General features: G+C 60.3%; 15 protein-coding genes and 1 pseudogene. 13 read left to right on the top strand and 3 right to left on the bottom strand.

Annotation, left to right across the window (positions count from 1 at the left end; genetic code table 11):
• Positions 1-68 precede the first annotated feature (68 nt).
• A complete protein-coding gene (sppA, locus tag CCD76_RS12590) occupies positions 69-1,133 on the top strand; it encodes a signal peptide peptidase SppA (protein WP_087719816.1) in 1,065 nt (354 codons plus the stop codon).
• Here the strand turns inward: sppA and CCD76_RS12585 are convergent.
• Complete coding sequence (locus tag CCD76_RS12585; RefSeq protein WP_087719815.1) at positions 1,121-1,714, bottom strand: Maf family protein; 594 nt, start codon at positions 1,712-1,714, stop codon at positions 1,121-1,123. The two genes, sppA and CCD76_RS12585, sit on opposite strands and share 13 nt — an antisense overlap.
• 138 nt (positions 1,715-1,852) lie before the next feature.
• On the opposite strand from CCD76_RS12585, the gene CCD76_RS12580 reads away from it, so the two are divergent.
• From CCD76_RS12580 to CCD76_RS12530, 11 genes are all read left to right on the top strand, one after another.
• Positions 1,853-2,380: a YceD family protein gene (locus tag CCD76_RS12580; RefSeq protein WP_087719814.1), complete on the top strand. Its 528-nt coding sequence runs from the start codon at positions 1,853-1,855 to the stop codon at positions 2,378-2,380.
• A gap of 31 nt (positions 2,381-2,411) precedes the next feature.
• A complete protein-coding gene (rpmF, locus tag CCD76_RS12575; RefSeq protein ID WP_087719813.1) occupies positions 2,412-2,582 on the top strand; it encodes a 50S ribosomal protein L32 in 171 nt (56 codons plus the stop codon).
• A 26-nt stretch (positions 2,583-2,608) separates the two neighbouring features.
• Positions 2,609-3,727, top strand: a complete 1,119-nt coding sequence (gene plsX, locus CCD76_RS12570) for a phosphate acyltransferase PlsX (protein WP_087719812.1) — start codon at positions 2,609-2,611, stop codon at positions 3,725-3,727.
• Between the two features lie 5 nt (positions 3,728-3,732).
• Positions 3,733-4,695 (top strand): ACP S-malonyltransferase, encoded by a 963-nt coding sequence (gene fabD / locus CCD76_RS12565; protein WP_087719811.1) that lies wholly within the window; start codon positions 3,733-3,735, stop codon positions 4,693-4,695.
• Between the two features lie 12 nt (positions 4,696-4,707).
• Positions 4,708-5,451, top strand: a complete 744-nt coding sequence (gene fabG, locus CCD76_RS12560) for a 3-oxoacyl-ACP reductase FabG (RefSeq protein ID WP_087719869.1) — start codon at positions 4,708-4,710, stop codon at positions 5,449-5,451.
• 96 nt (positions 5,452-5,547) lie between these two features.
• Positions 5,548-5,781 (top strand): acyl carrier protein, encoded by a 234-nt coding sequence (gene acpP, locus CCD76_RS12555; RefSeq protein WP_071233058.1) that lies wholly within the window; start codon positions 5,548-5,550, stop codon positions 5,779-5,781.
• A 292-nt stretch (positions 5,782-6,073) separates the two neighbouring features.
• The gene (fabF, locus tag CCD76_RS12550) at positions 6,074-7,312 is read left to right on the top strand and encodes a beta-ketoacyl-ACP synthase II (protein WP_087719810.1); all 1,239 of its coding nucleotides are present in this window, start codon (positions 6,074-6,076) and stop codon (positions 7,310-7,312) included.
• 14 nt (positions 7,313-7,326) lie between these two features.
• The gene (pabC, locus tag CCD76_RS12545) at positions 7,327-8,124 is read left to right on the top strand and encodes an aminodeoxychorismate lyase (RefSeq protein WP_306298806.1); all 798 of its coding nucleotides are present in this window, start codon (positions 7,327-7,329) and stop codon (positions 8,122-8,124) included.
• Between the two features lie 50 nt (positions 8,125-8,174).
• Positions 8,175-9,185: an endolytic transglycosylase MltG gene (gene mltG / locus CCD76_RS12540; protein ID WP_087719808.1), complete on the top strand. Its 1,011-nt coding sequence runs from the start codon at positions 8,175-8,177 to the stop codon at positions 9,183-9,185.
• A 51-nt stretch (positions 9,186-9,236) separates the two neighbouring features.
• A complete protein-coding gene (tmk, locus tag CCD76_RS12535; RefSeq protein ID WP_373419420.1) occupies positions 9,237-9,893 on the top strand; it encodes a dTMP kinase in 657 nt (218 codons plus the stop codon).
• A complete protein-coding gene (locus CCD76_RS12530; RefSeq protein WP_087719807.1) occupies positions 9,884-10,867 on the top strand; it encodes a DNA polymerase III subunit delta' in 984 nt (327 codons plus the stop codon). Before tmk ends, CCD76_RS12530 begins: the two co-directional genes overlap by 10 nt.
• Positions 10,868-10,903: 36 nt before the next feature.
• On the opposite strand, the pseudogene CCD76_RS12525 reads toward CCD76_RS12530, so the two are convergent.
• Positions 10,904-11,158, bottom strand: a pseudogene (locus CCD76_RS12525) (P-II family nitrogen regulator); the annotation flags it as partial.
• A 62-nt stretch (positions 11,159-11,220) separates the two neighbouring features.
• A complete protein-coding gene (locus CCD76_RS12520; protein ID WP_087719806.1) occupies positions 11,221-11,961 on the bottom strand; it encodes a TorF family putative porin in 741 nt (246 codons plus the stop codon).
• A 297-nt stretch (positions 11,962-12,258) separates the two neighbouring features.
• Here CCD76_RS12520 and CCD76_RS12515 point away from each other — a divergent pair, with 297 nt between their 5' ends.
• Positions 12,259-12,438, top strand: coding sequence for a prolipoprotein diacylglyceryl transferase family protein (locus tag CCD76_RS12515; RefSeq protein ID WP_218777030.1), 180 nt, complete (start codon positions 12,259-12,261; stop codon positions 12,436-12,438).

The following is a 12,438-nucleotide window of genomic DNA, read 5'->3' as shown; positions in this document are numbered from 1 at the left end:
GGGATACCGGATAGCTCCCGCGTGTCCGGATGGTCCATGCACGGTGGCATTCAGCAAGGAGAGGATAGATGAGCGACGAACGACGGGATGACTGGACACAGGGGCCGGAACTGAGCCGAGAGGAGGTCGAGCGACGCCGGGCGGCAGCCTCTTCCCGCGGTGACGAGCCGGCCGATGCCGACTCGGTGCGATTGGCCGAAGTGCAAATGATGGACCGCTGGATCGGCGGCGTCCTGAAAGAGCAGCGGCAATCACGACGCTGGAAGATCTTCTTTCGCCTGTTGTTCGCGCTGATCGTGATCGCGAGCCTCTGTCTGAGCGCCTATGCCATGTTCCTGGCGCAGGGGGAGGGGGCGTCTGCCAGCCGTCGCCATCTTGGCATCGTCGAGGTCAGCGGGCCCATCGATGCCAACGGCCAGGCCAGCGCGGAGCGCATCATCGAAGGATTGCAGCAGGCCTGGCGCGCCTCGGACGCCGATGCCGTCGTGCTGCATGTCAATAGCCCCGGCGGCAGCCCGGTCCAGTCGCAACGGGTTTACGACGAGATTCGCTATCTCCAGGGGCAGGGCGATAAGCCGATTCTGGCAGTGATCGAGGATATCGGTGCCAGCGGTGCCTACTACATGGCCTCGGCGGCGGATCGCATCTACGCGTCGCCAGCCAGTCTGGTCGGCTCCATCGGGGTCATCAGTGCCGGATTCGGCCTTCAGGAAGCGATCGACAAGGTGGGCGTCGAGCGGCGGGTCTTTACCGCCGGTGAGAACAAGGCCTTCATGGATCCGTTCTCCGAGATTTCACCGGCGCAGCGCGACTTCTGGCAATCGGTATTGAACACCACGCATCAGCAGTTCATCGATGCGGTCAAGGCTGGGCGTGGCGACCGCCTGAGCGACGATCCTGCACTCTTCTCGGGTCTGATATGGACCGGTGAACAGGCAAAAGCGCTGGGGCTGGTCGATGACATCGGCAATCTCGAGCAACTGTCTCGCGCACGCCTGGGCGAGGTGAGTCTGAAGGATTATACGCCGTCGCTGGACCCCTGGGCGCTGGTCTCCGACAAGCTGACCAGCGCTGCCGCTCACTGGCTGGGGCTGAGCAACGGCGCCTCGCCCGTACGCTATCAGTTGCCCTGACCCGCGAGGGGGTTCAGCCCTGCCTCTCTCAGAAGTTCGCAGAGCTTGATGAGGGGCAGGCCGATCAAGGTGTTGGGGTCGTTGCCTTCGAAGCGCTGGAACAGTGCAATGCCGAGGCCTTCCATGCGGAAGCTGCCCGAGCTGTCGTAAGGCTGATCGCGAGAGACGTAGTTTTCGATCTCCTCGTCACTCAGGTTTCGGAACCAGACATGGTAGGTGTCATGCACGACACGATGACGCCCGGCACCGGTGTCGATCAGGGCGAGACCAGTCATGAAGCTGACCTGATGGCCCGAAAACCGGCGCAAATTGGCGCAAGCCGTATCGAAGTCGCCGGGCTTTCCCAGCATGTCTCCTTCGAACAGCGCCAGCTGGTCGGAGCCGATGATCAGGTGATCGGGATAGTCGGCTGCGATCGCCTGCGCCTTGGACAGCGCCAGGCGGTGCGCCAGGGTGACGGCATTCTCGTCGGCGCGCCGGGCTTCGTCGATATCCGGTGCGGCCCATTGGTAGGAGAGATCGAGCCGATCCAGTAACTGGCGGCGGTAGCGAGAGCTGGAGGCGAGTACCAGGCGAGACATGGGCTTCCTCTTTGGAGTCGGATAGGTGTCGCGCCGGGTTCCTGGCCCGAGACCCGTAGCCGACGCGTTTCCGGCAACAGGATAGCGTGCTTCATCTGCTTTGACAGGGGCACGGTGAGTCCCTATTATGTCGCGCCTATGTTGACCAGACGACTTCCACCGACCGTCGAACCCTATCGGGCAGCGGCAAACCAAGAAATGATCGAGGGTCTCGTCGACCTCGAGAAACTGGTGCGCCTGCAGGATGAGATCGGGCCGCAGCAAGGCAACGCTAGCGTCAGGCTGCAGTTCGACGTCGACACGCAGCGGCGCCATCTCATCGACGGCGAGCTGGAAGCGGATCTCATGGTGCCGTGTCGGCGCTGCCTGCAGCCCATGGCGGTATCCGTCGCGAGCCATTTCAAGCTGGCCATCGTCAGTGACGATGCGTTGGCGGCGGAGGTGCCCAGTGACTACGAGCCGGTTCTGGTCGACGACGAACAGCTTGACCTGCTGGGGGCGGTCGAGGACGAGCTGATTCTCAGCCTGCCCCAAGTGGTCTATCACGATGAAGCGAATTGTGCGATTTCTCGTGAGCAAATGAGCAGCGGTGAAGCCCCGGTTGAAGAGGTCTCCCGCCCTGATAGCCCCTTTGACGTCCTGAAGTCGTTGAAGGGAAAATTCTGAATCTGAAAGACATTGACGTTGGAGTCATATCATGGCCGTTCAACAAAACCGTAAAACTCGTTCCAAGCGTGGCATGCGTCGTGCACACGATGCCCTGACTTCTCCGGCTTTGTCCCAGGATCAGGAAACCGGTACCACGCATCGTCGTCATCACGTCGCGCCGGACGGCTACTATCGTGGTCGCAAGGTCGTCGACGTTTAACGAGACCTCGAGCGTTTCGCTAGGCAATGCGCATCGCCATTGATGCCATGGGCGGGGACTTCGGTCCCCGCGCCACTATTGGTGGTCTGTTTCTGGCGCTGGCGCGCCACCCTGATCTCGAACCGTCGGTGTTTGGTCCGCGGGCAGAGCTTTGCGCTCTGGTGGCGGAACTGGGCAAGGCCTCGGGGGAGCCGTCCCTCGCCAAACGCGTCAGGCTGGTGGATGCACCGCGTGTGGTGCTGCAGTCCACGCCGCCGATGGATGTGTTCGACGACCCTTCCGCCACCAGCTTGTACGGCATGCTGGCAGCCGTGTGTGAACACGAAGCCGATGCCGGCATTACCTGTGGCAATACCGGTGCGCTGGTCGCGCTGGCGCGGCGCGAGTTGGGGACGGTTCCCGGCATTTCGCGACCTGCCATCAGTACGGCGGTGCCGACCCGAAAGGGTGGGCGCTGCTATCTGCTGGACCTGGGCGCCAGTGTCGATGTGCACGCCCGACATCTGTTCGACTTCGCCCATATGGGGGCGCTGATGGCGCGCGTCGTGGATGGCGTTGCGGTGCCCAGGGTGGCGCTGCTGAATATCGGCGTCGAGGCGAGCAAGGGGGTGGCTCGCGTACGTGAAGCCGACGCGCTGCTAAGGGGGCGCGGTGGCAGCGACTTCGAGTACATCGGGTATCTCGAGGGCGATGCCATCTTTTCCGGCCAGGCCGACGTGGTGGTTTGCGACGGCTTCGTGGGAAACGCCGTGCTCAAGGCGAGCGAGGGGGTCGCCCAGATGCTGCTCAAGCGTCTGCAGGAAACCTTCGAGTCCCACTGGTCGACGCGGCTGGTCACGGCACTGGCAAGGCCGACGCTGATGCGGCTCAAGGCGCAGCTGGATCCGGTGCGGCATAACGGCGCCAGCCTGCTTGGCCTGAATCGCATCGTGGTCAAAAGCCACGGTAACGCCAGCGCCCAGGCTTTTGCTTTCGCCATCGACCGGGCAATGCGAGAAGTCGAGGTCGGGCTTCCGGGGCATTTCCGCGCTGCATGGTCTCAGGATGTAGCGACGCCTGTTATCTCGTCGACCGTTGCGAGCGGTCGAGTGGATAGCGGGTCTCGCGATATGACGAGTTCCGACGGTCCATCATTTCAAGGGTGAGCGCGATGACGCAATCACTGGCTTTGGTCTTTCCGGGGCAGGGTTCCCAGCAGGTCGGCATGCTGCGGGAACTCGCCGAACGTTACAGCGTAGTGCGCACGACATTCGATGAAGCATCGGAAGCGCTGGGCTATGATCTTTGGCATGTCGTTCAGGAAGGACCAGAAGAAAAACTCAACGCGACGGCTTGTACGCAACCTGCGCTGCTGACCGCCAGCGTGGCGATCTGGCGCGTCTGGCAGGAGCTCGAAGGGCCGCGTCCCGGCATGATGGCTGGGCATAGTCTGGGCGAGTATAGCGCCATGGTCTGTTCCGGCGCCCTGGGCTTTGCCGAAGGCGTGCGTCTCGTGCGTTTGCGTGGCGAGGCGATGCAGCAGGCGGTGCCGGCCGGCGTCGGCGCGATGGCCGCGATTCTGGGTCTGGACGACACGGCGGTGGAAGCGGCCTGTCGCGATGCGGCCCAGTCGGAGGTGGTGTCGGCGGTAAATTACAATTCGCCGGGCCAGGTCGTCATCGCGGGGCATCAGGGTGCTGTCGATCGCGCCATTGCGCTGTGCCAGGAGGCGGGTGCCAAGCGTGCGCTGCCCTTGCCTGTTTCGGTGCCGTCCCACTGTGCCTTGATGCAGCCCGCGGCCGAGCAGGTTGCCCAGGCGATGGCGACGATGGAATTCAAGCTGCCGCGTTACGCCGTCTACCAGAACGTCAATGCGCAAGTGCCGCAGACGACGGAGGTGCTCCAGCAGCGTCTGGTCGAGCAGCTCTACCGTCCGGTGCGCTGGACCGAATGCGTCAATGCCATGTTCGACGATGGCGCCGGGGTCTTCATCGAATGCGGGCCGGGCAAGGTTCTGACCGGACTGAACAAGCGGATCCAGCGTCAGGCCAAGGGGCTCGCAGTCAACGACCCTGACACCTTGGCTGCGGCGCTGGAGCTGGCGCGTGATGCGCTGGATGTACAAGAGCCTTAAAGGATGGATGACATCATGACCGAACGTAGAGTCGCGCTGGTCACGGGAGCGAGCCGGGGTATCGGGCGCGCGGTCGCGCACGAGCTGGGGCGGCAGGGGCGAATCGTCGTCGCCACCGCGACCAGTGAAAGTGGCGCCGCCAGGATTGACGAGGATCTCAAGGCTCAAGATATCGAGGGGTTGGGTCTGGCGCTGGACGTGACGGATCAGGCCAGTATCGATGCCGTGTTCAAGCGCATCACCGAAACCTTCGGGGCACCGACCATTCTGGTCAACAATGCCGGCATCACGCGGGATAACCTGCTGATGCGCATGAAAGAAGACGAGTGGGACGAGGTGCTCGATACCAACCTGAAGTCGGTCTATCGTGTTTCCAAGGCGAGTCTCAGGGGGATGACGCGGGCGCGCTTCGGTCGTATCGTCAACGTCAGTTCCGTCGTCGCGATGATGGGCAATCTGGGACAGGCCAACTATGCTGCCGCCAAGGCGGGCATGGAAGGTTTTACCCGGGCCCTGGCTCGAGAGGTCGCCTCCCGTGCGATCACGGTCAATGCCGTGGCGCCCGGTTTTATCGACACGGACATGACCCAGTCCTTGCCGGAAGCGCAGCGAGAAGCGCTTCTGGGACAAATTCCGCTGGCGCGCCTGGGGCAGCCGGCGGAAATCGCTGCCGCCATTGGGTTTCTCACCAGCGATGCTGCCGGGTATATTACCGGCGAAACGCTGCAGGTTAACGGCGGTATGAACATGCGGTAATCCTTCCGCGACGCGGGTTGCGTCGTCTGGGGGCGGTCTATAAACTACCCGCAGCTTTTTAGCTGGCGGATTCGTACCACTAGGAGTAACGACATAATGAGCACCATCGAAGAGCGCGTGAAGAAGGTTGTTGCCGAACGCCTGAACGTCAAGGAAGAGGATATTCAGAACTCCTCATCCTTCACCGAAGACCTCGGCGCGGATTCGCTGGATACCGTCGAACTGGTGATGGCGCTCGAAGAGGAATTCGACACCGAAATTCCCGACGAAGAAGCTGAAAAGATCACGACCGTTCAGGAAGCGATCGACTACATCGTCGCTCACCAGTAAGCCTTGCGCACTCCGCCATGGCGGAGTGTTCTGGCCGGCTGAAATCGCGATGTTCGGAAAGCCGCTCTCCATGAGAGCGGCTTTCTGCATTTCAGGGTCCGCTTCTCGGGATCATGTTGACGCTCGAAGAGAGAGGTCAAAGTCCCTGCTTGTGGCGCCCATCTCCCGGGATGTTCAGGTATAATTTGCGCCAGTCGGGCCAGGCGAAGGTCGGGATCTCGTGATGTGATGGCCAAGGCTGCCATTCACGGGTGTGCCTTCCATGGCCATCAGGAAGTTCGGAGGAGATTCGATGCCGCGCAGAAGAGTGGTGGTGACCGGGCTGGGGTTGGTAACGCCAGTGGGTAACACGGTCGAGGAGAGCTGGAAGAGCCTCCTCTCAGGGAAGAGTGGCATCGCGCCGATCGACAGTTTCGATATCGCGGGCTTCAACACGCGATTCGGCGGTGCGATCAAGGATTTCGATATCGGCGAGTATCTCAATCCCAAGGATGCTCGCAAGATGGACTTGTTCATCCAGTACGGCGTTGCCGCCGCGACGCAAGCGATGCGCAATTCGGGCATCGAGTGTACCGAAGAGAACGCGCATCGTATCGGCGTCGCGATCGGGTCGGGCATCGGCGGGTTGCCGATGATCGAGCGCAATCACGACTCGCTCAAGAAGGGCGGACCGCGTCGTATTTCGCCGTTCTTCGTGCCGGGTTCGATCATCAACATGATCTCCGGCAGCCTGGCGATCCAGCATGGTTTCAAAGGCCCGAATATCGCCATTACTACGGCCTGTACGACCGGCACGCACAATATTGGCTACAGTGCGCGCACGATCGCCTATGGTGATGCCGACGTGATGTTTTGCGGTGGGGCCGAAATGGCCACCACGCCACTGGGGCTTGGGGGCTTTTCCGCTGCGAGGGCTTTGTCGACGCGCAATGACGATCCGCAGGCCGCCAGCCGCCCGTGGGATCGCGACCGTGACGGCTTCGTGCTATCCGACGGCGCCGGCGTCATGGTGCTCGAGGAGTACGAGCATGCCAAGCGCCGTGGTGCGACCATCTACGCGGAGCTGACCGGTTTCGGCATGAGCGACGATGCTTTCCATATGACTTCGCCTCCCGAGGACGGCAACGGCGCGGCAGCCTCGATGGCCAATGCGATTCGTGATGCCGGCATCGATCCTTCCGATATCCAGTACATCAACGCTCACGGTACGTCGACATCGGCCGGGGACGTGGCGGAAAGCCGTGCCGTCGAGCGGGTCATGGGGGATGCGGCTCGTCGCGTCGCGGTCAGTTCGACCAAATCGATGATCGGCCACCTGCTGGGCGCTGCCGGTGCCGTCGAGGCCATCTTCTGCGTTCTGGCGATCCGCGATCAGGTCGCGCCGCCGACGATCAATCTGGATAACCCCGACGAGAATTGCGTGCTGGATTACGTGCCTCACACGGCGCGGGACATGCCCATCCGCACCGCGCTGTCCAACTCCTTCGGGTTCGGCGGCACCAATGGTTCACTGATCTTCACCCAGGTCTGATCGAGATGCGCGACATGGCGCTCCCGTTCGACGACCGCGGACTGGCCTACGGCGACGGTCTATTCGAAACCGTCCTGGTTCGGGACGGGCAGCCGTTGCTGTGGGAATACCACATGGCGCGGCTGCGACAAGGCGTCGAGCGGCTTTCGCTGCCGTTGCCGGACTTCGAGGCATTCGATCGGTTGCCGGCGCAATGCGGCCCGGGGCTTCGCGTACTCAAGCTGATGGTGACCCGCGGCAGCGGCGGACGCGGTTATCGTCCGCCCGGCTCCGCCGAGTTGCGCTGGCGCTGGACCGCGTCGGCTTTCCAGCCTGCATCCCGGCGCTGGTTCGAGGGTGTCGATGTGCGATGCTGCGAACTACGCCTGGGTATTCAGCCGCGGCTGGCCGGCATCAAGCATCTGGCGCGGCTGGAGAACGTGCTGGCGCGCCAGGAGTGGCAGGACGATGCCATTGCCGAAGGGCTGCTCTGCGACAGCGAGGGTCATCTGGTCGAAGCCACGGCGATGAATCTGATCTGGTATCGGCAGGGGCGGTTCGAGACGCCGTTGCTGGATCGCTGCGGCGTCAAGGGCACGTTGTTGAGCGCCATGAATGACGACATCGAGTTGCACTGGGTACGAGCGGGGCTGGAGACTTTGCATCAGGCCGACGCCGTCTGGCTGCTCAACAGCGTCCAGGGAGTCTGGCCCATTCGTCGGCTCGACGATGCCTCTGGGAAATGCCTCCAGCGGTGGCCGCCGGCGTTCGATTCCCCCCTTCAGCAAATGGCTCACGGGCGTCTGGGTTACCCGCTGAACCCGGACGATTGACGCCAGTATTTCGCTCGGGTACGCCATGACGGAATACTCGGCCATTAAGGATGAACATGCGTGTCCTCAAGATTCTGATCCTGCTGTTGCTGGTCGCCACGATCGTGGTGTTCGGCGGCTTCCATTACTGGCAGAAACAGCTCGATGCACCGATCGCGCTCGACGAGACGACGATTTACGAGGTGCCGCCCGGTGCGGCTTTCACCCAGGTCGTTCATGACCTCGAGAGCCGGGGCATCATCGAAGCGGCCTGGCCCTATCGGATTCTGGCGCGCGTCGCCCCCAAGGCCACGCAGGGGCTTCGGGCCGGGGAGTTCGAGATCGAACCGGGCATGAACGGCCGCCAACTGATCGCGCATCTCTCGAGCGACCAGGTCGTGACCTACCGCCTGACGGTGCCGGAGGGTTGGACCTTCAGGCAGATGCGCCGGCTGCTGGATCAGGCGCCGAAGCTCGAACATCGTACTCGCGAGATGAGCGGCAAGGAGATCATGGCGGCGCTGGGCCATGAGGAGACGTATCCCGAGGGGCAGTTCTTCCCCGACACCTACCGTTATCACAAGGGTGTTACCGATATCGAACTCCTGCAGCGCGCGTTCGACCGCATGCAGCAGACGCTGAACACGGTATGGGACGAACGCGATGATGATTTGCCGATCGACTCGCCTTACCAGGCGCTGATTCTGGCATCGCTGATCGAACGGGAGACTGGCGTCCCGGCGGAGCGCAACGAGATCGCCGGCGTCTTTACGCGACGCCTGGAGAAGGGCATGCGCCTGCAGACCGATCCCACCGTCATCTATGGCATGGGAGACAGCTACGTCGGCAATATCACGCGCGCCGATCTCCAGCGGCAGACCGCCTACAATACCTACGTTATCGAAGGGTTGCCGCCGACACCGATCGCCATGCCTGGCCGGGGGGCGCTCGAGGCTGCGGTGCATCCCGCCGATGGCGATACGCTCTATTTCGTCGCCAAGGGTGATGGCTCGCATCAGTTTTCGCGGACACTGCAAGAGCACAATGCGGCTGTCCGCCGCTATATCCTGAATCGCGATTGAGATCGCGGGCTTGCACCCGCAAAACCGACCATACCGACGAGACGACACCGCATGAGCGCAGGCGATATGGAACAGCGGACCGGCCGCTTCATCACGTTGGAAGGCGGCGAGGGCGTGGGCAAGACGACCAATGTCGGCTTCGTCTGCGACTGGCTCACGTCACGGGGCATCGAGGTAGTACGCACCCGGGAACCGGGGGGCACGCCTGGCGCCGAAGCCATTCGCGAGCTGTTGCTGGACCCGACCCGTGAAGAGGCGTGGAGCGATGATGCCGAGCTGCTGCTGGTCTTCGCCGCGCGTGCCCAGCATCTGGCTGAACTTATCCGGCCGGCACTGGCTCGCGGCGCCTGGGTGGTCTGCGATCGCTTCACCGATGCCACTTTTGCCTATCAGGGTGGCGGGCGCGGGCTGGATTTTCAGCGCATTCGCACGCTGGAAGTCCTTGTCCAGGGCGGCCTGCAACCCGATCTGACCGTGCTGCTCGACGTGCCGGTAAGCGTGGCCGCGCAGCGTGTCACCCAGCGGGGTGCCCAGCTCGATCGATTCGAGCGTGAACGTGAAACGTTCTTCGAAGCCGTGCGCGAGGCTTACCTGGCACGCGCCGCCGAGGAAGCGAGATTCGCGGTCATCGATGCCTCGCCCGGGCTGGAAGCGGTCCAGAAGTCCATCGAGCAGTGCCTGACGGAAAGGCTCACCGCATGGTTATGACCCCGTTGCCATGGCAACTCGATCGCTGGCGGAAGCTGGTCGAGCTGCAGGACAGTGGTCGTCTCCCGCACGCCTTGCTGCTGTCCGGCCCGCGCGGGATCGGCAAGCAGCCGTTGGCCGATGCGCTGATCGCGCGAACGCTGTGTCGCACGCCGGGAGACATCGCCTGTGGCGAGTGCCACGGCTGCCGCATGCTGGCGTCGGGCTATCATCCCGATCTGCTCCACGTGGCGCCGGCTGAAAAGTCGCGCCAGATCCGTGTCGACTCGATTCGTCAGGTCAACGGCTTCGTCTCCCAAACCGCCCAGCAGGGCGGCTATCGAGTCATCCGTATCGAACCGGCCGAGGCGATGAACGTCGCGGCCTCCAACGCGTTGCTGAAGAGCCTGGAAGAGCCGGGCGAGCGCACCCTGTTCATTCTGGTCTCCGATGTTCCCTCGCGGCTGCTGGCAACGATTCGTTCGCGCTGCCAGCACTGGAACCTCGCCGTGCCGCCGCTGGAGGCGGCCGAGCCGTGGCTGCGCGAGCGTCTGGGAGACGTGGAGGAGGCGCGATTCTGGCTGCGCGTCGCCGGTGGCCTGCCGCTGCTGGCCGAAGAGCTGGCAAGCGCCGATGCCCGAAATCTGCGCCAGGATCTGCGCGAGCTTTTCGATTCGCTGGTGCGCGGCGGCGAACCCGTGGGAGAAGCGGCAAGACTCGATGCCCAGGCGCTCGATCGCATACTATGGTACGGCATCGCCTGGCTGGAGGATCTGATCCGGCTCGGCTTATCGGGGGATCCCCAGCGGGTGCGCAACAGCGACCTGCTGCCGCTGTATCGCCAGGCCGTCAAGAATGCCCGGGTCCGCGACTGGTTCCGCTTGCTCGACTATGCTCGCGAACAGCGGCGGTTGCTGGCGGCGGGAGGCAATCCCAACCCGCAGCTGGTGCTCGAGGCCTGGCTGGTCCGCTGGGCGGCCCTGTTGCGATCCTGACGGCAACGTAGACGCTGGGGTGCGGCGCCGCCACTTTTTGCCTGTGTTGGCACCTTTGATAATGGCTTCAATCACCTGTTCGACGATATCGTCATCGACGGCGATTTCCAGTTTCAACTTAGGTAAGAAATCAACGACATATTCAGCACCACGATAGAGTTCAGTGTGGCCTTTTTGACGTCCAAAACCTTTTACCTCTGAAACGGTCAATCCTTGTACACCGATTTCGGAGAGAGACTCTCTGACATCATCAAGCTTGAAGGGCTTAATAATTGCTACAACTTGTTTCATAAGCGTATTTCCTTCTGTAGAAAATCTACCCCCTCAACATCGAGGGGGTAGCTGTGAGAAGTTTAGAATGATGCGCTAACGCTAGCTACGAAGCGATCGTCAGATGTTCCATCACCTAATTCAAAGTCTTCACCATCGCTGTTTGTACCAACATAAGCTACAGACCAGTCAAGACCAATAAATGATTTTGATAATCCGATTGTGTAGTCCATGTAGCTGTCAGATAAAGTGCTGTCATAATCATTACGATCAGAGTCAGTGTAACCAATTGCAGCATTTAAGCCGAAGCCGTATGGAAGCTCATAATCAAACGCAAGGTTGTAGTAGATTTCATCAGCATCTTTACCATCACCACCTTGGATATTGTTTGTGTAACCAATCATTGCAGTGAAGTAGCTGTATGAAAGAGAACCTAAGTATTCTGTGTAATCAAGTTCGTCATTACTGTTTTGACCAGGATAAGTGTAACGAATAACTGATACATCGTAGCCAATACCAGTGTCACCAAACTCATTAGCGAAACCAGCATAAAGGTCAATTTCAATATTGCTATCAGCACTGTCACTGATATTTGATGCCCAAGTACCAGCATACAGACCTGATGAGTGTGCGTAATCAAAACTACCTTGGATAGCTGGATCTTCGTCTGTTAATGAAATACCACGGAAAATGTAGTCTGTTGTTAATGTAACGCTAGCACTGGTTGAGTGCTGACCGTCTTCACTTTCCCAAGCCATTGCTGATGATGCAGCAAATAATGATGTCGCTGCTAGTGTAAGAGCCGAAATTGTACGTAATTTCATTATGGTGTTACTCCTCGGTTTTAAAATGTTTATTAGTCTTTTTTGAATCCATGCGTTGGTCTTTTGCAACACTTTGTATTCAGACTACAACAACAAGAGCAGAATGTGTGCCAACTTTACAAATTTTATATAAAACAGAGGTATAGATGGTAAATGGATAGCACTAGCCGGATGATTGTGATCAATTTGGTGCGATAAATTTGACGCTTTGTCCAAAATGGTGCAGATAAGATTTTATCTTTCGCGTTATATGCACTGAATTGGTATGATTGCTGTACTTTACATAGAGTGACACAGATGACGTATCCCCAAATTGATCCTATTGCCTTAAGCATTGGCCCTCTGCACATTCATTGGTATGGGTTGATGTATCTATTTGGTTTTTTGTTTGTATGGTTGCTAGGTCTTTACCGTGTAAATAAAACGGACTGGACCCGACAACAATTAGCCCGCCTCATTCACGAGGGTGCTGATTGA

Origin of the sequence: Salinicola salarius (genome assembly GCF_002179555.1) — a bacterium.
In the GTDB taxonomy this organism is placed as follows: Bacteria; Pseudomonadota; Gammaproteobacteria; order Pseudomonadales; family Halomonadaceae; genus Salinicola; species Salinicola salarius_A.
Note: the sequence above shows the minus strand (reverse complement) of the source record. Positions and strands in the feature narration are given on the sequence as shown.